18 protein-coding genes are annotated in these 18651 nt (G+C 69.5%); 11 read left to right on the top strand and 7 right to left on the bottom strand.

Annotated elements, in window-relative coordinates; genetic code table 11:
* Window positions 1-143 precede the first annotated feature (143 nt).
* From ABZX37_RS07245 to hrcA, 3 genes are read right to left on the bottom strand one after another with little or no spacing between them, the layout of a single operon-like run.
* On the bottom strand, window positions 144-896 hold the full coding sequence (locus ABZX37_RS07245; RefSeq protein ID WP_354736883.1) for a 16S rRNA (uracil(1498)-N(3))-methyltransferase: 753 nt from the start codon (window positions 894-896) through the stop codon (window positions 144-146).
* A gap of 2 nt (window positions 897-898) precedes the next feature.
* Window positions 899-2062, bottom strand: a complete 1164-nt coding sequence (dnaJ, locus tag ABZX37_RS07240) for a molecular chaperone DnaJ (protein ID WP_037813614.1) — start codon at window positions 2060-2062, stop codon at window positions 899-901.
* 41 nt (window positions 2063-2103) lie between these two features.
* Window positions 2104-3129 carry a heat-inducible transcriptional repressor HrcA gene (gene hrcA / locus ABZX37_RS07235; RefSeq protein ID WP_354736881.1) on the bottom strand — a complete coding sequence of 342 codons (1026 nt, stop codon included), beginning with the start codon at window positions 3127-3129 and terminating at the stop codon, window positions 2104-2106.
* 221 nt (window positions 3130-3350) lie between these two features.
* Here hrcA and ABZX37_RS07230 point away from each other — a divergent pair, with 221 nt between their 5' ends.
* The 5 genes from ABZX37_RS07230 to ABZX37_RS07210 are packed head-to-tail and all read left to right on the top strand — an operon-like array spanning window position 3351 to window position 6484.
* The gene (locus ABZX37_RS07230) at window positions 3351-3851 is read left to right on the top strand and encodes a YbaB/EbfC family nucleoid-associated protein (RefSeq protein ID WP_354736879.1); all 501 of its coding nucleotides are present in this window, start codon (window positions 3351-3353) and stop codon (window positions 3849-3851) included.
* Window positions 3851-4171, top strand: a complete 321-nt coding sequence (locus tag ABZX37_RS07225; RefSeq protein WP_344283942.1) for a type VII secretion target — start codon at window positions 3851-3853, stop codon at window positions 4169-4171. The genes ABZX37_RS07230 and ABZX37_RS07225 overlap by 1 nt, the downstream gene beginning before the upstream one ends.
* Window positions 4168-5400 (top strand): hypothetical protein, encoded by a 1233-nt coding sequence (locus ABZX37_RS07220; protein ID WP_354736877.1) that lies wholly within the window; start codon window positions 4168-4170, stop codon window positions 5398-5400. The genes ABZX37_RS07225 and ABZX37_RS07220 overlap by 4 nt, the downstream gene beginning before the upstream one ends.
* Window positions 5397-5975: a hypothetical protein gene (locus ABZX37_RS07215; protein ID WP_354736875.1), complete on the top strand. Its 579-nt coding sequence runs from the start codon at window positions 5397-5399 to the stop codon at window positions 5973-5975. The genes ABZX37_RS07220 and ABZX37_RS07215 overlap by 4 nt, the downstream gene beginning before the upstream one ends.
* Window positions 5972-6484, top strand: a complete 513-nt coding sequence (locus tag ABZX37_RS07210) for a hypothetical protein (RefSeq protein ID WP_354736873.1) — start codon at window positions 5972-5974, stop codon at window positions 6482-6484. Before ABZX37_RS07215 ends, ABZX37_RS07210 begins: the two co-directional genes overlap by 4 nt.
* A 7-nt stretch (window positions 6485-6491) precedes the next feature.
* Here ABZX37_RS07210 and ABZX37_RS07205 read toward each other — a convergent pair whose 3' ends face one another.
* A complete protein-coding gene (locus ABZX37_RS07205; protein WP_354736871.1) occupies window positions 6492-7985 on the bottom strand; it encodes a CoA-acylating methylmalonate-semialdehyde dehydrogenase in 1494 nt (497 codons plus the stop codon).
* A 130-nt stretch (window positions 7986-8115) separates the two neighbouring features.
* Between ABZX37_RS07205 and ABZX37_RS07200 the strand changes: the two genes are divergently transcribed.
* The 3 genes from ABZX37_RS07200 (at window position 8116) to ABZX37_RS07190 (ending at window position 11152) form a co-directional block, all read left to right on the top strand.
* Complete coding sequence (locus tag ABZX37_RS07200) at window positions 8116-9762, top strand: PucR family transcriptional regulator (protein WP_354736869.1); 1647 nt, start codon at window positions 8116-8118, stop codon at window positions 9760-9762.
* Window positions 9763-9790: 28 nt separating this feature from the next.
* Window positions 9791-10162, top strand: a complete 372-nt coding sequence (locus tag ABZX37_RS07195; RefSeq protein ID WP_354736867.1) for an SSI family serine proteinase inhibitor — start codon at window positions 9791-9793, stop codon at window positions 10160-10162.
* A gap of 135 nt (window positions 10163-10297) precedes the next feature.
* Complete coding sequence (locus tag ABZX37_RS07190) at window positions 10298-11152, top strand: hypothetical protein (RefSeq protein WP_354736865.1); 855 nt, start codon at window positions 10298-10300, stop codon at window positions 11150-11152.
* 11 nt (window positions 11153-11163) lie between these two features.
* On the opposite strand, the gene ABZX37_RS07185 is transcribed toward ABZX37_RS07190, so the two are convergent.
* From ABZX37_RS07185 to ABZX37_RS07175, 3 genes are all read right to left on the bottom strand, one after another.
* Complete coding sequence (locus tag ABZX37_RS07185) at window positions 11164-12636, bottom strand: DUF4173 domain-containing protein (RefSeq protein WP_354736863.1); 1473 nt, start codon at window positions 12634-12636, stop codon at window positions 11164-11166.
* A 320-nt stretch (window positions 12637-12956) separates the two neighbouring features.
* On the bottom strand, window positions 12957-14012 hold the full coding sequence (locus ABZX37_RS07180) for an ATP-binding protein (RefSeq protein ID WP_354736861.1): 1056 nt from the start codon (window positions 14010-14012) through the stop codon (window positions 12957-12959).
* Window positions 14009-14680 carry a response regulator transcription factor gene (locus tag ABZX37_RS07175; protein WP_354737195.1) on the bottom strand — a complete coding sequence of 224 codons (672 nt, stop codon included), beginning with the start codon at window positions 14678-14680 and terminating at the stop codon, window positions 14009-14011. The genes ABZX37_RS07180 and ABZX37_RS07175 overlap by 4 nt, the downstream gene beginning before the upstream one ends.
* A 241-nt stretch (window positions 14681-14921) precedes the next feature.
* Here ABZX37_RS07175 and ABZX37_RS07170 point away from each other — a divergent pair, with 241 nt between their 5' ends.
* Genes ABZX37_RS07170 through hydA form a run of 3 tightly spaced genes read left to right on the top strand, consistent with a single transcriptional unit; the run spans window position 14922 to window position 18644 of the window.
* Window positions 14922-16427, top strand: coding sequence for an NCS1 family nucleobase:cation symporter-1 (locus tag ABZX37_RS07170; protein ID WP_354736859.1), 1506 nt, complete (start codon window positions 14922-14924; stop codon window positions 16425-16427).
* Complete coding sequence (locus ABZX37_RS07165) at window positions 16420-17262, top strand: nitrilase-related carbon-nitrogen hydrolase (protein WP_354736858.1); 843 nt, start codon at window positions 16420-16422, stop codon at window positions 17260-17262. The genes ABZX37_RS07170 and ABZX37_RS07165 overlap by 8 nt, the downstream gene beginning before the upstream one ends.
* A complete protein-coding gene (hydA, locus tag ABZX37_RS07160; protein ID WP_354736856.1) occupies window positions 17262-18644 on the top strand; it encodes a dihydropyrimidinase in 1383 nt (460 codons plus the stop codon). The genes ABZX37_RS07165 and hydA overlap by 1 nt, the downstream gene beginning before the upstream one ends.
* The last annotated feature ends 7 nt before the right edge of the window (window positions 18645-18651 follow it).

Below are 18651 nucleotides of genomic sequence, written 5' to 3'. Positions count from 1 at the left end.
CGTACTCAAGAGTAATGCCCGCCGGTGGGCGGGCTGAAACCCTCGTGTTTCGCACGTTGCGAAGCAGAGTAGCCGCCGGGGGTGCGGCGCGCCATCACCTGGTGCGGATGTTTAGGGGTTCTGCCGGGTTTTCCGGTTCTGTGTCAGTGCCAGCGGCCGGTGAGGACGCCGAGGGCGCCTAATGCCACGGCGGCCGCGGTGGATGTGCGGAGGACCGTCGGGCCGAGCCGGACCGTGGTGGCTCCGGCCGTTTCGAGGGCCGCGAGTTCGTCGTCGGTGATGCCGCCTTCCGGGCCGACGACAAGCAGGACGTCGCCTCCGCCGGGGAGGTCGAGGTCGGTAAGCCTGCTGGTGACGCCGGATTCGAGGACCAGCGTCGCGGACATCGTCGCGGCCAGCTGCGCCAGTTCGCGCGTGCCGACCGGTTCGGCGACGGCGGGCACGTGGGCGCGGCGGGCCTGTTTCGCGGCTGAGCGAGCGGTTGCGCGCCAGCGGGCGAGTGCTTTCTCACCGCGGGGTCCGTCGTCCCAGCGGGCGACGCTGCGGGCGGCGCGCCAGGGCACGATCGCGTCCGCACCGGCTTCGGTGGCCAGTTCGACTGCCAGTTCCCCTCGGTCGCCCTTGGCGAGCGCCTGGGCGACGTGGACGCGCAGCGCGGGCGGTTCTTCTTGCCAACGCTCGAGAACGGTGAGGGTGACCGTGGCCGCGCGACCTGCTTCGACGGCGTCCACGGCGCAGCGGGCCATCGCGCCGGCGCCGTCGGAGAGCACGAGCTGCTCCCCCACGCGCAGCCGGCGCACGGTGGCCGCGTGCCGGGCTTCCTCGCCGTCGAGCAGCGCCCGGCCTTCGGCGGGCACTGCCGGGGCGAGGAAGACCGGCAGGGTGGTGTCCGGCACCGTCAGCGGTTCTTCGCGCGCAGCTTGGAGAACAGGCCGCCGTGCTTGCTGCCGTTGGCGGCGAGCGTCGGGACTTCTTCGCCGCGCTGCTGGGCCAGGTCGACGAGCAGGTCGCGCTGGGCCTCGTCGAGCTTGGTGGGCACCACGACGTCGATGTGCACGTGCAGGTCGCCGCGGCCGTCGACGCGACCGGACGAGCGCAGCCGCGGCATGCCCTTGCCGGTGAGCACCAGTTCGGTGTTGGGCTGGGTGCCGGGCTCGATGTCGAGTTCGTAGTCGCCGTCGACCAGGGTGGCGATCGGGACCGTCGCGCCGAGCGCCGCGGTGGTCATCGGGATGCGGAAGTTGCAGTGCAGGTCGTTGCCCTCGCGGACGAACACCTCGTGCGGGGCCTCGTCGATCTCGACGTAGAGGTCGCCCGCCGGGCCGCCGCCGGGGCCGACCTCGCCCTGTCCGGACAGCCGGATCCGCATGCCGTCGCCGACGCCGGGCGGGATCTTCGCGGTGACGCCGCGCCGCGACCGGATCCGGCCGTCGCCGCCGCACTGGCGGCACGGGTCGGGGATGACCTCGCCGAAGCCGCGGCACACCGGGCACGGGCGCGCGGTGACGACCTGGCCGAGGAACGACCGCTGCACGGACTGGACCTCGCCGGCCCCGCCGCAGGTGTCGCAGGTCTTGGTGCTCGTGCCCTCGGCGGTTCCCGCGCCGCGGCACAGGTCGCACACGATCGCGGTGTCGACGGTGATCTCGCGGTCGACGCCGGTCGCGCACTCCTCGAGCGTGAGGCCGAGCCGGATCAGCGCGTCGGAACCGGGCTGCACGCGGCTGCGCGGCCCCCGTCCCCGGCCGCCGCCTCCGCCCGCGGCGCCGAAGAACGCGTCCATGATGTCGCCGAGCCCGCCGAAGCCCGCGAACGGGTCGCCGCCGCCTCCGCCGCGGCCGCCCCCGTCCATCGGGTCGCCGCCGAGGTCGACGATCTTGCGCTTCTGCGGGTCGGAGAGCACCTCGTACGCGGTGGTCACCTCGCCGAAGCGGTGCTGGGCGTCCTCCGACGGGTTCACGTCGGGGTGCAGTTCACGGGCCAGCTTGCGGTACGCGCGCTTGATCTCCTGATCGCTCGCGTTCTTGGCCACCCCGAGGATCCCGTAGTAGTCCCTCGCCACGTTGCTCTGCCTTCTCCTTCGTGTTCCGCCCTCGCCGCCGGTCAGCGGCCGGACAGGATCTGCCCCACGTAGTTGGCGACCGCGCGGACCGCCGCGATCGTGCCGGGGTAGTCCATCCTGGTCGGCCCGACGACGCCCATTCCCCCGAGCAGCATGTCGTCCCGGCCGTAGCCGATGGACACGACCGAGGTGCTGCGCATCTGCTCGTCTTCATTTTCCTCACCGATGAGCACGGTGACCGCACCGGGGTTGCGGGCCGCGGCGAGCAGCTTCAGCACCACCACCTGTTCCTCGAGCGCTTCGAGCACCTGGCGCAGCGAACCGGGGAAGTCCGCGACGTTGCGGGTGAGGTTGCCGGTGCCGCCGAGCACGATCCGCTCTTCCGGGTGCTCGACCAGCGATTCGACCAGCATGGTGCAGATCCGGGTGAGGTGGTCGCGCAGGTCCGCGGGGGCGGCCTCGGGCAGCTCGGCCACGTTCGCCGCGGCGTCGGCGAGGCGCCGCCCGGCGAGCGCGCCGTTGAGCACGGTGCGCAGCCGCAGCACGGTCTCCTCGGTGACCACGTCGCCGAGGTCGACGGTGCGCTGGTCCACCCGGCCGGAGTCGGTGATCAGCACGAGCATGAGCCGCGCCGGGGTGAGCGGGACCACTTCGAGGTGGCGCGCCACGGTGTTGGTGAGCATCGGGTACTGCACCACCGCGACCTGGCGGGTGAGCTGCGCGAGCAGCCGGACCGACCGGCGCAGCACGTCGTCGAGGTCGGTGCCGGAGTCGAGGAAATTGGTGATCGCGCGGCGCTCGGCGGTCGAGAGCGGCTTGATCTCCGAAAGCCGGTCGACGAACAGCCGGTAGCCCTTGTCGGTGGGGATCCGCCCGGCGCTGGTGTGCGGCTGGGCGATGTACCCCTCTTCCTCGAGAGCGGCCATGTCGTTGCGCACGGTGGCACTGGAAACGCCGAGGTTGTGCCGCTCGACGATCGTCTTCGACCCGACCGGCTCCTGGTTGGAGACGTAGTCGGCGACGATCGCGCGCAGCACCTCGAAGCGACGCTCGTCCGTGTTCGCCACCGGCACCTCCTTCGCGGTCCTCCTGCTACTCACAACGAGTTTACGGACCCCGGAGTGCCCGGCGCGCCCTCCGGTCCGGACAGCGCCGGGTAAATGGCGGGCAAACAATTTTTAATAGCGACGAACCGGGCAACTCGGATCTTAGCTTGCACGGGGAACCGGAACCCGGTTTTCTGCCTCGGAAAGACTATGAACCACTCGATCCGAAAGCAGCGGCCGACATGAACGCACTTTCTCCCGAAATCGCCGAAATCCGGCAGCGGGCCGCCGAGGCGCAGGAACAGCTGAAGCACGTGTCGGCGACCGCGACGAGCCAGGACGGCGCGGTCACCGCGACCGTCAACACCGCCGGTGCGCTGCAGGAACTCCAGTTCGGCTCGCGCGCGGACGAGATGCCGCGCGCCGCGCTCGCCGCCGCCGTGCTGGCCACCGCACGGCGCGCCCAGGCCCAGGCGGCGCAGCAGCTGACCGCGATCATGGCCCCGGTGATCGGCGAGCACAGCGACGCGATGAAATTCCTCGAAGAACAGATCCCGGAACCGGAGATTCCAGAGGAACCGGCCGCGCCTTCGACACCGCAGCCGCAATTCTTCGACGCCCAGGACGATGCCGCTCCGCCCGCCCGGCCCGCGGCCCCGCCGGCCCGGCCCGCCCGCCCGGCGGCTGACCCGGCCGATGACGACGACTACTACGGCGGCGGCTCGTTCCTGGGGAGGAACTGATGACCGGACCGCACGTCGACCTCCCGTCGCTGCGCGAGCACAAGAGCGAGGTCGAGAACATCGCGGCGGGCGTGCACACCGCGGCGCAGGCCACCGACTCCGGCCAGTCGTTCGGCGACGACGCGTTCGGCATCGTCGGCCAGGTGTTCGCGATGCCGCTGCAGCTCTGGATGTCGGCCGCGACCTCGTGTGTCAAGCAGCTCGGCCAAGAGGGCGACGAGATCGCGGGCCTTCTGCAACAGGCACACGACCACTACGACACGCACGAGCAACAGACTGTCGGCCACATCAACGGCCTCGGCAAGGAGCTGCCGGAATGACCGAGACGCAAGAAAACCCACTGGTCGCGAAGTCCGAGTCGCCGAGCGGCCCGACCACGAACATGGGGTCGTCCTCGAACGAACTGGACAACCTCAACGCCCAGACCTCCGGTGCCGGCATCGTCAACGATCTCTCCGCGACACAGACCGATTTCCGCCACGGCGACTGGGGCAATTTCGCCGTTGACGTCGCCACTGACGGCCTCGACCTGCTCGGCGTGGCGATGGACCCGCTCGGCAGCCTCGCGAGCGCGGGCGTTGGCTGGCTGATCGAGCACATCAGCTTCCTCAAGGAGGGCCTCGACCAGCTCGCCGGCAATCCCGAAGCGGTCACCGCCAAGGCCGTGACCTGGGCGAACATCGGGAAGCAGCTCGCCGAAAGCGCGGACAAGTACGAGCAGGCCGCAGCCAAGGTGGCCCCGAACTTCCAGGGCCAGGGCGGCCAGGCCTACCAGGGCCGGGCGAAGGACTACGCGGGCAAGCTCCGCAACGCGGCCGGGCAGGCGAACGGCGCGTCCACCGGGATGAACGTCGCCGCCGCGCTGGTCGGCACCGAACGCGGGCTGATCCGCGACATGATCTCGTCGTTCGTCGGCGAGCTGATCGTCAAGGGCATCGCCGCGCTCGCCTCGTCGTGGTGCACCTTCGGCGGGACGGTCGCCGCGTTCATCGCCGACACCGTCGTCGAGGGCGGGATCCTGGCGGAGAAGATCGGCACCCGGATCGCGAAGGTCGTGGAGAAGCTGGACAAGCTCGCGGAGAGCGCGGGCAAGTCGAAGGCGGCGATCGAGCAGCTGGCGAACGCGATGCGCAAGGCGGGCAAGGCAGCGGACAAGATCGCGGACAAGAGTGTCGACGTCGGCGTGAACCTGGAGAAGAAGGCCGGGGAGCTGAAGGACGCGGGCAAGGCCGAGTCCGCCGCGGACAAGGCCGAGCGCTGGAAGGAAAACGCCAAGGACTGGGTCCAGTCACCGCTGAGCGGCAAGGTGAAGGATCGGGTCAACGAGTGGGGCGACACCTACTCGGAGGACGGACGCCAGGTGCTGAGCCCGAAGGCGTGGGAAGAAGCGAAGGACGGCGCTCCGAAGTGGAGCCCCGCCGACACGGCAGGCGTTGGGGCCGAAACCCGGCGGCAGGAGAACGAACAGTACGACCGGTACTCGGAAGCATCCGAAACATCGGAGAAGGAACGCAAGGCCGAAGAGGCGAAGGGCGGCTCCGGCGAGTGACCGAGCAAGCGGTGCAGGCAGCCGCGGACCAGGCCAACCGCGAAGGCAAACTGCATCCGTCCCAGCGGCGGATGGTGCTGGACGGCAACTTCTGGACGCTCGTCGTGGTGCTTCTCGTCCTCATCGCGCTGGCGGTCCTGACGCCGATCAAGATCGGCATGAGCCCCTCGGAGATCCGGACGTCCAACGACCTCGCCGCCTTCTTGCACGAGCCGCTGACCTCGTACTGGTCGCAGAACGCGCCCTTGTTCGTGATGTCGCTGGTGTGGCTCGTCCTCGCGGTGTATCCCGGGCGCGCGATCTGGCGGCGGACGGCGGACTGGCGCGAGGGCAAGGTCACCGTGGTGCCCGGCCTGACGCACGATTTCGGGCACGTGCAGCACCGCCCGTCCGGCGTCCTGCCCCCGATGTACCTGTACGAGATCACGGAACGGATCCCCTTCACCTACCTCGTCGTGAACGGCAAGCGCTATCGGCTCGATCCCGATCTGAAGAGCCGGGTGCTCGGCGGCCGCACCAACGGCGCGGTCTTCGCGCCACGCAGCAAGCTGCTGGTCAACGTGGTCGCGGCGTGACCGCGAAGGCCGACCCCGGAGAGATCGCCGCCGCCAACCTCGCCGGGAGGCTGCACCGGAGCCAGCGCGGCGAGGCCCTGGGCTGGTTCTTCTGGGCGATCTGGGTGTTCGTCGCGATCGAGGTGGCGATCGCGGTCGTCGCGGTCGCCAAGTCCGGCTTCACCGCGTCCGCGTTGGTGGCGGTGGCGGTCGCCCTGGTCATCCTCGTGCTGGCGATCCGGTTCGGGCGGCGGCAGTTCGCCGACTGCCGCGCGCCGCTGACAGTTCTCCCCGGGCCGGCGCACGATTTCGGCGCCGGTCCGATCACCGACGACTACCCGGTCGGGTTCAAGCACACCCCGCGCGGCCCGGGCACCATCGAGAAATGGCAGCTCCGCGTGGGCGGCCGCACCCACACAGTCAACCCGGCCCGGGGCAAACGGCTGGCCGCCGAGCGGGTCATCGCGGTGTGCCTGTTCGGGAACAGCGGCGCGGTGGCGAGCATCGTCGGCGAGAACGGCGTGTGGTGAACCCGGGTCACGAGTTCTTCGGGAACCCCAGGTTCACCCCCGCGTGCGAGGTGTCCGGCCAACGGGACGTCACCACCTTCGTCCGCGTGAAGAAGTGGAATCCTTCCGGACCGTACGCGTGCGTGTCGCCGAACAGGGAGTCCTTCCAGCCGCCGAACGAGTAGTAGCCGACTGGCACCGGGATGGGCACGTTGACGCCCACCATGCCTACCTCGACCTCGTTCTGGAAGCGGCGCGCGGCCCGGCCGTCGCCGGTGAAGATGGCGGTTCCGTTGCCGTAGGGGTTGGCGTTGATGAGGGCCAGCGCGTCGTCGAAGCTCGTCGTTCGCGCGACGGACAGCACTGGGCCGAAGATTTCGTCGGTGTACACCGCCATACTGGGTGTGACGCGGTCGAAAAGTGTGGGGCCCAGCCAGAATCCGTCGTCCGCGCCGTCTGCTTCCACGCCCCGGCCGTCCATCACCAGTTCCGCGCCTTCGGCGACTCCGGTGTCCACATAGGACGAAACGCGCTCGTGGTGTGCCCTCGTGACCAGCGGGCCCATCTCCGACGACGGTTTACGGCCGTCTCCGACGCGCAGTTTTCGCATCCGGTCAACGATCTTGGCCACCAGTTCGTCCGCGATCGGCTCGACGGCGACCACCACCGACACCGCCATGCACCGCTCCCCCGCCGATCCGAAACCGGCTGACACGGCGGCGTCCGCGGCCAGGTCCAGGTCGGCGTCCGGCAGCACGATCATGTGGTTCTTCGCCCCGCCGAGCGCCTGGACGCGTTTGCCGTGGCTGGTGCCGGTTTCGTAGACGTAGCGCGCGATCGGGGTGGAACCGACGAACGAGATCGCCTTGACGTCCGGGTGCGCGAGCAGTCCGTCGACCGCGACTTTGTCGCCCTGCAGCACATTGAACGCGCCGGACGGCAGGCCCGCTTCGGCAAGAAGCTCCGCGATGAACAGCGCCGCGGACGGGTCCTTTTCGCTCGGCTTGAGCACGACAGTGTTGCCGCACGCCAGCGCGTTCGGCACGAACCAGAGCGGCACCATCGCGGGGAAGTTGAACGGCGAGATCACCCCGACCACGCCGAGCGGCTGCGCGATCGAGTAGACGTCGACGCCCGTGGAAGCGTTTTCGCTGAACCCGCCCTTGAGCATTTGCGCCGCGCCGCACGCGTACTCGACGTTCTCGATCGCCCGCGCGACCTCGCCCGCCGCGTCCGATTCGACCTTGCCGTGTTCGCTCGTCACGATCTTCGCCAGTTCGTGTTTGCGCGCCTGAAGCAGCTCGCGGAAGGCGAACAGCACGCGCGTCCGCCCGGCGAGCGACGTGCCCCGCCAGCCTGGCAACGCAGCGGTCGCGGCGGCTACCGCCTGGTCCACCTCGGCCGGTCCGGCGAAGTCCACCTGCGCGCTGACCTGGCCGGTCGCCGGGTCGTACACGTCGCCGGTGCGTCCGGCGCCGACGACCGGCTTGCCGTCGATCCAATGGCTGATGCGGTCGGTCACGACGTCCGCTCCTTCCGGTCGGGTGCCCACGAGTCTCCGGGCGAGGCGCCCGGGTCCGCCATCGACAACGTGTACGGACTACCCCTCTCCGCCGTACAGTCTGTGCCCTGCCGGCCAGCAAGGGGGACCGATGTACCCGACCGTCGCCGAGGCGCTCGCGTTGCCGGTGCTGCGCCAGGGCTGTCCGCGCGTCGTCGCGGGCAGCACCGGGCTCGAACAGCGGGTCCGCTGGGCGCACGCCGCCGAGGTCGCCGACATCGCGCACCTGCTGCGCGGCGGAGAACTCGTGCTCACCACGGGGGTCGCGCTGCCCGACGACGACGCGACGCTGACCCGGTACGTCGCCGACCTCGCCGAAGTGGGTGTCGCGGGCCTGGTCGTCGAGCTGGTGCGGCACTGGAACGACCGGCTGCCGCGCGCCCTCGTCACGGCGGCCGAGCAGCGTGGATTGCCGTTGGTGACGCTGTCTCGCGAGACGCGCTATGTCGCGGTGACCGAGGCGGTGAACGGAATGATCGTGGACGCGCAGCTCGCCGAGCTCCGGGCGGCGGAACGGGTGCACGAAACGTTCACGTCGCTGACCGTGGCCGGAGCCGAGCCCGCCGCGGTGCTGGCCGAGGTGGCGCGGTTGACCGAACAGCCGGCCGTGCTGGAAACCCTCGAACACGAAGTCCTCGCCTACGACACGGCGGGCACGGACCCGGGCGAGCTGCTGATCGGCTGGCCGGCGCGGTCGCGGGTGGTGCAGGTCGGCGAGCGCACCGGCTACCACTCGGCGGCGGGCTGGCTGGTCACCGTGGTCGGCGCGCGCGGGCACGACTGGGGACGGCTGGTCCTGGTGTGCGCCGAGCCGCCGCCGCATCGGTACCAGGTGGTCGCCGAACGAGCGGCGTCCGCGCTCGCGGTGCATCGCCTCGTCGCGCGCGACTCCGACACTCTCGAACGGCAAGCGCACCGCGCGGTGTTGACCGAACTGCTGAATTCGCCCGCGCCGACCGCGGAAATCCTCGCGCGCTCTTCTGCGCTCGCGGTGCCGCTGACGGGACGACAGCTGGTCGGCCTCGCGGTACGGCCGCGCATAACCGCAACTACGCGACCGACGCTGTCTACACCGCCGCTGTTGCGCGAATTGGCTGAAGCCACCGCGCTCGCGACGCGCCGCGCGAAGGTGTCCGCGCTGGTTTCGACCGACGAGACCGCCGTACGCGCGCTTCTCGCGCTTTCGCCGGAAGCCAACGCCGACGCCGTGCTTCAGCGGCTAGCCACCGACATTCACGACGCGCGCGCTTCCGCCCCCGCCGCGCTCGGCGTCGGCACGACGGTCACTGGACCTGCTGAGGCACAACGTACTTTGGTCGAAGCCGCGCATGTCGCTGCCGCTGCTCTCGACGAGGACGACGGCCAACCGTTCCATCGTCTCAAGGATGTTCGGCTACGCGGCCTGCTCCACCTTCTCGCCGAAGACGAACGCGTACACGCCTTCGCGGCGCGAGAGCTGGGCCCGCTCCTCGAACGTGACGCCGCTTCCGGCAGCCGCCTCGTTCCGGCTCTGCGCCACTACTGCGCACACGGCGGCAACAAGTCCGCCGCAGCCGTCGCCGCCCACACCTCGCGGACGGCCTACTACCAGCAACTCGCGCGCATCGAACAGGTGCTGGGAGTGCGACTGGAAGATCCGGAGTCGATGTTGTCGCTGTACGTGGCGTTACTCGCGCACGACCTCGGGAACGCCACCCGTCCGAGCGAGGAAAACCCACCCGGACGAGGAGCACAGTGATCGGGTTCGGCGAGCCGATATCCCTCGTATGGTGTTCTCTTCTTTCGCTCCGGTCGCGGCCGCCCTGATCGGATTCGGCGGCCTGGCCGCCCCGCACGTCCCGGAGTCCGCGATGCAGCTGACCGTGCACGAAACCTCCGGGCGCGTCACGAGCGCGTCCCTGACCTGCGACCCCACCGGCGGCACGCACCGCCACCGCGACAGCGCCTGCGCGACCCTCACCGCGGTCAACGGCGATTTCGCCCGGATTGCCCCGCGTCGGCAGAAGTGCACGATGATCTACTCGCCGGTGGACGTCACGGCGCTGGGCAGCTGGCGGGGCACGCGGGTGACCTATCGCGCGACGTACCCGAACAAGTGCGCGGCGGACAGCCAGTCGAACGGGGTGTTCGCGCTTTAGGCTGCGCGGTCTGGTCGGCCCGGCGGTCGCGAACGGCGAAAGCCGCCGGGCCGTTCCTCGGACAGAGGCGGAAGCGGTTGCCGCACTGAACAATTCGGTGGGTCGCCGTCGCAATTCCGCGTAGGCTGCGGCGTCATGCTGGCCCCGACGACCTTCCGCGAGCTGTACGACGTTGTGCACGACCACACCGGCCCGGCGTTGTTCTCGGACGTGCTTTCCCCGTGGCTCGACAAGCATGCGGACGCCGCACGCGAACTGCTCGTCCCGCTGGCGGTCTGCGGAGAATGGCAGCGGACGGAATACGTCTGGGGCGACCTGCTCGAGCAAGCGTACGCACTCAGCCGGATCAGCGATCTCCTGCTGCTGAGCTTCCAGTCCGGTCTTCCGGACGGAACCGAACCGCCGTGGGCGCACCGATTGCACCTGCCCGAGCACGAAGTGCGCGTCACCGCGGAGGAATACCTCAGCTTTTTCTCCGCGCTGGGCCTGCGACAGGTCGAGGTCGCGCGGTTCGATCCGTTCTTTCACGAGATCGCGGCCGTCGAGCAGAGCGATGATCCGGACGGGCCGATCGAGATCGTCGCCGAACGATGGCCGTGCCTCATGCTCGGCGAACTGCTGTTCGGCCGGGCCGGTGTCACCGTGCGGGCCGGGGAACGCCTTGCGACAGCCAGGATCGCGGACCGGTCGATGCTGGAGGATACGTTCCTCCGCCGCCATCGGCCGACCAACGACGGATCGCTCGGCTGGGGGCACAATTCGCAATGGAAGACGTCTTTCCGCCGCGACTACCTGACCGCGGACGCCTACCGGTTCAACGTCGACGCGAACGTGGACATCGACGAGGAAAGCCTGTTCGGCGATGCGGAACTGACCCCGGCGGAGCGCCGCGACCTGGTGCGCCATCGCTGCGCGGTGCGCCGCTCCGAACATCTCCCGCAGCACGAAAACCCCGTGGTCGACTGGCGGCTGACCGTGGCCCGGAAGTGAAACAAGGCCCGTCATTCGCACGGCGCCTGCGACCGGACGATCTCCCTGGCCCGGGAACGGCTCAAGTTCCAGGCAGGCCAAGCGTCGTCGGGGAGCGTCCGGGCGATCGGGCGCAACAGGCAGGCCGCGTCGGGACGGCGCTGCGCCACGACCGGGGCCACATCCGCGGAAAACCGGCTCAGGTAGCGGACATCCAGCGGCTTGCCGTGCGCCGCCCGGTCCAGGTTGGCGTCCGCGATCAAGGCTTCCGGGTTCGCCGCGGCCAGCCCGAGCAGTGCCAGTGCCCCGGTCGCGATCGCCGCCCGGGGCAGCCACCTCGCGCGGAGCGTGCCCAGCGTCGCGACCGTCAGCAGGAACACCACGCCCAGCCAGATCTCGCACACCTCCACCACCACGCGCAGCACGGTGAACCCGTAAGCCTGCTGGTAAGTCCACATGCGACTCAACGCCGACAGCACCAGCACCAGGCTCAGCACCGCCAAGGCGCCGAGCAGCGAACGCAGCAGAATCCGGTCGGAGCGGCTGGTTTTCGGGGCCCAGCGCAGGGCCGCGGTGATGATGCCGAGCGTCAGGACCGTGCAGGCGCAGAGCTGCCAGAAGCCGCCGCGGGCGTAGTCGGCCGAGGTGAGGCCGTCGGTGCGGAGGACGTAGTCCGTGCCGCCGAAGAGGGCTACCGCCTGCACCAGGACGTAGACGGTGAACAGGAACGCCAGCGTGGCCAACGCCGCCGTCCACAGCAGACGGTCGCCGACCGTGGACGTCCGGTTTTCCCGTTCCGGCAAGGGGTCCGCGGAGATCAGGAAGGCACCGGCGGCACCGCCGAAGGTCACGGCGAACACCAACGCCCACTGGAAAACCGAATCGGGTCGCACGGTCGGGACGAGGTCGCCGACGAAGTGCGCGAAGGTGTCGTCCGCGCTGATCAGCAGTGGGAGGAACACGACCACCACCAGCGCGGACACCAGCACCGCCGCGAAAACCCGCGCCTGGCCACGCCCCGGACGCCGCGTGCGGCGAAGCACCCACGGCACCGCGCGGAAAGCTTCAAGGGGAATCGCGAGGGCGTCGTAGGTGGTGCCGTGCACGGTTCGCCTGCCGACCACCGCGAGCGACGCCGCGACTCCCGCCGCCAGCACGCACAGCACGAACAACCAGTCCGCCGCCCGCACCGATCCGACGCCCAGCAACGCGATCGCCAGCGCTCCCCACCCCGCGCGACGCCACCGCGGCCCCTGCCCCACCCGCACGACCAGCACCGCGACGCCCGCCAGCGCCGCCGACACCACCCACCCGATCCCCGGCCGGTCGACCGGAACCAGCGCGGCAGCGACCAGCGCGACGGCGACCGCCGCCAGCCTCGCGCCGCCCGGCACCGCTGCCTCGGCCCGGGCGAACAACGGCCGCGGTCCCGACCGCCGCTGGTCGATCACCACAATCCCGGGCGGAACGGCGTGCGCGGGCCGGACTTCGACGTCCTCGGACATGAAACCTCTCTTCGCATTAGCAAACATCGGCCGGGACTTCGCTCCCGACAAGGAGAAATGGGCAGGTTCAGGAGAGCTCGGGAGCCGGTTGGCCGAGGTGCTTCAGCGGAGTCGCTGCGGGGAACGGAAGCACTCGGCCAGCGAAGATCCGCGGAAGGACCTGTCAGCCGACCGCGATCAACCACCGACCTCAGCGCCCGGCCGCTGCTTCCCCCATCACCTTGAGCCCGGCAGCCCCGTCGAGCAGCGCGCCACTGCAGCTAGCCGCGCCCCCTCGTCTCCATCCCGACGGCAGCTCAATCACTGACGCAAAGCCTGGCTCAAGCAGGCAACGTCACCCGGATCCGGCACCCCGGCCCGCCGCCGCCCCCAGCAGCCGCCCGGCCGGGTTCCGCGTCGACCACCGCGACCGTCCCGCCGTGCAGTTCCACCACCCATCGCACGATCGCCAGCCCGAGCCCGGTCCCGCCGCCCCCGGCGCGTTCTCCCCGGGTGAACCGCTCGAACACCCGGTCCCGGTCCGGTTCCGCGATCCCCGGCCCCTGGTCGTGCACCTCGATCCGCGCCTCCCCGGCCTCGACCCGGGCCACCACCGCCACCTCTCCCCCGGCCGGACCGTGCCGCGCGGCGTTCTCCAGCAGGTTCACCACGACCTGGTACAGCCGCTCCCGATCGGCGGGCACCGTCGCTCCCGGCGGGGTCACCGAGACCGTGAACCGGACTCCCCGGCCCGCCGCCGCGGCCATCGCCTCCGCCTCGGCGGCGACCTCGGCGAGCAGGTCCGCCAGGTCGACCGTCGATCGGTCCAGCGGCAGGGTTCCGGCGTCGATCTGCGACAGGTCCAGCAGTTCGGTGACCAGCCTGCCCAGTCGTTCGGTCTGGTTCAGCGCGGTGCGCAGCGTCGCGGGATCCGGCGAGGCGACGCCGTCGACCAGGTTCTCCAGGACGGCGTTCAGCGCGGTGATCGGCGTCCGCAGTTCGTGCGAGACGTTCGCGATCAGTTCCCGGCGCTGCTGGTCCGCAGTGGACAGATCGGCGGCCATCTGGTTGAACGCAGCCGCCAGCGAGCCGACCTCGTCGCGCGCGGTGGCGCGGATCCGGCGGGTGTAATCACCCTTCGCCATTTCGCCGGCGGCGGCGGTCATTTCGCGCAGCGGACGGGTCATGCCGTGTGCCAGGATCTGCGACGTCACCAACGCGATCACCATGGCCATCACCGTCGTCTGCGGCGGCAGCCAGCCGATCTGGTACCGGAAGAACCCGAACGCGATCGCGCCGGACGCCACCATCAGGATCGCCAGCTTCAGCTTCACCGACCGGATCGGGTCGAGCGGCCTCGGCAGCAGATCGACAGCTTTCGCCACCAGCACTCTCACGCGGGAACCTCCAACGCGTATCCGACGCCGTGCACCGTCCGGATCAAATCGGCCCCCAGTTTCCGCCGCAGTGCCTTGATGTGGCTGTCCACCGCCCGGGTACCGGCTCCGGTCGCCTGCACGTCCCAGTCCCACACCTCGCTCAGCAGCCGTTCCCGCGGCTGGACCGCGCGCGGCCGGCGCGCGAAATGCACCAGGAGGTCGAATTCGATCGGCGTCAGCTGGGCGGGTTCGCCCCCTCGGCGAACCCGCCGTTCAGCGATGTCGATCTCCAGGTCCCCCAGCACGATCCGGTCTTCCGCCGCCGCCGAAGACCGCTCGACCCGCCGCAGCAGCGCCTGGATCCGCGCGGACAGCACGCGCATCGAGAACGGCTTCGTGAGGTAGTCGTCCGCGCCGACGCCGAGGCCGACCAGCAGGTCGGCCTCGTCGGCACGCGCGGTGAGCATGAGCACCGGCACCGGCCGTCGCGCCTGGATCCGGCGGCACACCTCGAGACCGTCGAACCCGGGCAGCATCACGTCGAGAACCACCAGGTCGGGACTGGTCGCCGCCTCCGCCTCGACCGCCGCGGGACCGTCGTGCGCGACGGTCACGGAGAACCCCTCCGCGCTCAGCCGGGCATCGATCGACGCGGCGATGGTGAGGTCGTCCTCGACGACCAGCACCCGTCTTCCCCCGTTGTCCATGCCGCCGACTTTAAGCAATCGCCGTGGAGGCCATCCGGGTGAGCTGTGGAGATCCGGTGGAGATGTTTCCGCCGGTTTGCGCGCGCGTCACGAGCGGGTTGTGACGCAGGTCATGCACTCGGGCCCGGTTCGGCGCAATCGACAGACTGCGCCAAGGGCGTCCGAACAGTGAACAGTCTGTCTCTGCCCCCGGCCCCCGCCCGGCGCGCAGGATTCCGCAATGGAGCCGACGACACGTGAGCACAGCCGGGTGGACCTCGGCGACGTGCGGGCGCTGCGAGGCAGCCGGTTCTTCAACGACGAACTGGCCCCGGTCCCGGTCGAGAAGCGGACCTGGACGACCTACAACTATTTCGCGCTGTGGATGGGGATGGCGCACAACATCCCCTCGTACGCACTGGCCGCGTCGCTCATCGCGCTCGGCATGAACTGGCTGCAGGCGCTGATCACGATCACCATCGGGAACCTGATCGTGCTCGCGCCGATGCTGCTCAACAGCCACGCGGGCACCAAATACGGCATCCCGTTCCCGGTGTTCGCCCGCGCGTTCTACGGCCTGCGCGGCGCGAACCTCGCCGCGTTGCTGCGCGCGTTCATCGCGTGCGGCTGGTTCGGCATCCAGACCTGGGTGGGCGGCGAGGCGATCTACGTGATCGTCGGGCGCCTCGCCGGATCCGGGTGGCGCGATTCGGCGGTGATCGCCGGGCAGCACTGGACGATGTGGCTGTCGTTCGCGGTGTTCTGGCTCGTGCAGATGCTGATCATCTGGCGCGGCATGGAGGCGGTCCGCAAGTTCGAGAACTGGACCGCTCCGCTGGTGTCGGTCGGGTTCCTGATCCTGCTCGGCTACGTGCTGGTGAAGGCGGGCGGGCTCGGCCCGATCCTGCACGACAGCGGGAAACTCGGCTGGGGGCCGGGGTTCTGGAAGGTGTTCGCGCCGTCGCTGATGGCGATGATCGCGTTCTGGTCGACGCTGTCGCTGAACATGCCGGACTTCACCCGCTTCGGCGGCAGCCAGCGCAAGCAGATGCGCGGCCAGGTCCTGGGGCTGCCGACGACGATGACGTTCATCGCGGTCGTCGCCATCCTCACCACGTCCGGCGGGCACGTGCTCTACGGGCAGGACATCTGGGACCCGGCGCAGCTGGCGGACAAGTTCTCCAGCCCGGTCGTGGTGGTCGTCGCGCTGATCGCGCTGGTGCTGGCGACGATCTCGGCCAACCTGGCGGCGAACGTCGTCAGCCCGTCCTACGATTTCTCCAACGCTTTCCCGAAGCGGATCACCTTCGCGCTCGGCGGGCTGATCACCGGCGTGATCGGCATCCTGATCCAGCCGTGGCGGCTCTACTCCGACCCGGACATCTACATTTTCGCCTGGCTCGGCTTCTACGGCGGGCTGCTCGGCGCGGTCGCCGGGGTGCTCGTCGCCGGGTACTGGGTGGTGAAACGGACCCGGCTGAAGCTGGCCGACCTGTACCTGCCGAGCGGGCAGTACTGGTTCACCGCGGGCTGGCACTGGCGCGCGCTCGTCGCGACGCTGATCGGCGCGGTGCTCGCGGTGGGCGGCGCCTACGGCGGTCCGTTCCCGGCGGACGGCCTGATTCCGTTCCTGAAGCCTTTGTACGACTACAACTGGGCAGTAGGATTTGTCGGCGCTTTCCTCGCCTACATCCTGTTCAGCCTTCCCTTGAACGCGCACCGGAACGAGGAGGAAACCAGTGTCTGACACGGTCCGAGCCGGCTTGATCCAGCAGCGGTGGACGGGTGACAAGGAGTCGATGATCGCGAACGCGGTCGATGCCATCGGCAAGGCGGCTTCGCAAGGCGCGCAGGTGGTGTGCCTGCAGGAACTTTTCTACGGCCCGTATTTCTGCCAGGTGCAGGACGCGGACTTCTACTCCTACACCGAGGCGATCCCGGACGGCCCCACCACGAAGCTCATGCAGGAGGTCGCCGAGCGGCACGGCGTGGTGCTCGTGGTGCCGATGTACGAACAGGAACAGCCAGGCGTCTACTACAACACCGCCGCGGTGATCGACGCCGACGGGAAATACCTCGGAATGCACCGCAAGAACCACATTCCGCAGGTGAAGGGATTCTGGGAGAAGTTCTACTTCAAGCCGGGCAACCTCGGTTATCCGGTCTTCGACACCGCGGTCGGCCGGATCGGCGTGTACATCTGCTACGAACGCCACTTCCCCGAAGGCTGGCGCGCACTCGGGTTGGCCGGGGCGCAGATCGTGTTCAACCCGTCGGCGACGAGCCGTGGACTCTCGGAGTACCTGTGGCGGCTTGAGCAGCCAGCGGCGGCGGTAGCGAACGAGTACTACGTGGGCACGATCAACCGGGTCGGTGTGGAACCGCTGGGCGACAACGACTTCTACGGACAATCGTACTTCGCGGACCCACGCGGCCAGCTCGTCGGCGAGGCGGCGTCGGACACCGAGGAGGAGATCGTGGTCCGCGACCTCGACATGGGCAGGCTCGCCGAGGTCCGCGACCTGTGGCAGTTCTACCGCGACCGCCGCCCGGACAGCTACGGCCCGCTCGCGGAGGCCTGATGACCACCCTGATCCAAGGCGGGCAAGTAGTTTCGCCGTCCGGCGCGGTCGCCGCCGACGTGCTGGTGGACGGCGAAACCATCGCGGCGGTAGGCGCTCCCGGCACGCTGACCGGCGACGAAACTCTTGACGCGACCGGCAAGTACGTCCTGCCCGGCGGAATCGACGCGCACACGCACATGGAAATGCCGTTCGGCGGCACGCATTCCGTCGACTCCTTCGAGACCGGTACCATCGCCGCCGCGTGGGGCGGGACGACGACGATCATCGACTTCGCCGTGCAGGCCAAGGGAACGTCGTTGTTGTCCACGCTGGACAAGTGGCATTCCAAAGCGGACGGCAACTGCGCGATCGACTACGGGTTCCACATGATCGTGTCGGACGTCAACGACTCCACTTTGAAGGAAATGCGCGGGTGCGTCGACGGCGGCGTCGGCAGCTTCAAGATGTTCATGGCCTACCCCGGCGTTTTCTACTCCACCGACGGGGAAATCCTGCGCGCCATGCAGCAGGCGCGCGAGATCGGCGCGACGATCATGATGCACGCGGAAAACGGCATCGCGATCGACGAGCTGGCCGCGCAGGCAGTCGCCGCCGGACACACCGACCCGGTACAGCACGGCCTGACCCGGCCTCCCGAACTGGAAGGCGAGGCGACCTCACGGGCGATCCGGCTCGCGCAGGTGACCGGTTCACCGCTGTACATCGTGCATCTGTCGGCCTCACAGGCGCTCGCCGCGGTCGCCGAAGCGCGGGATAACGGGCAGAACGTCTTCGCCGAGACCTGCCCGCAGTATCTGTATCTGTCCATTGAGGACTTGGCGAAGCCCGATTTCGAAGGCGCCAAGTTCGTGGCTTCCCCGCCGCTGCGGGAGAAATCGCACCAGGCCGACCTGTGGCGCGGGTTGCGCACCAACGACCTGTCCGTCGTGTCCACCGACCATTGCCCGTTCTGCTTCAAGGACCAGAAAGAGCTGGGGCGCAGCGACTTCCGGGCGATCCCGAACGGGATGCCGGGCGTCGAACACCGAATGGACCTGCTGCACCAAGGCGTCGTCGCGGGCGAGATCTCGCTGGGCCGCTGGGTCGAGACGTGCTCGGCGACGCCCGCGCGGATGTTCGGGCTGTACCCCCGCAAGGGCGTGATCGCGGCTGGATCGGACGCGGACATCGTTGTTTACGACCCCGCCGCGCCCCAGACCCTGTCCGCGGCGACCCATCACATGAACGTGGACTACTCGGCGTACGAAGGGTTTTCACTCACCGGGAAGGTCCACACTGTACTGTCGCGCGGTCGGGTCGTGGTGTCGCCGGATGGCTTCCACGGCAGCCCCGGGCACGGGAAGTTCTTGTCCCGCGAACTCAATCAGTATCTGAATTGAGGGCTTG

It is taken from the genome of Amycolatopsis sp. NPDC004079 (genome assembly GCF_040610415.1).
Taxonomy (GTDB): domain Bacteria; phylum Actinomycetota; class Actinomycetes; order Mycobacteriales; family Pseudonocardiaceae; genus Amycolatopsis; species Amycolatopsis halotolerans.
The sequence above is the reverse complement of the archived record's forward strand: the minus strand, read 5'-3'. Positions and strand labels throughout refer to the sequence as shown.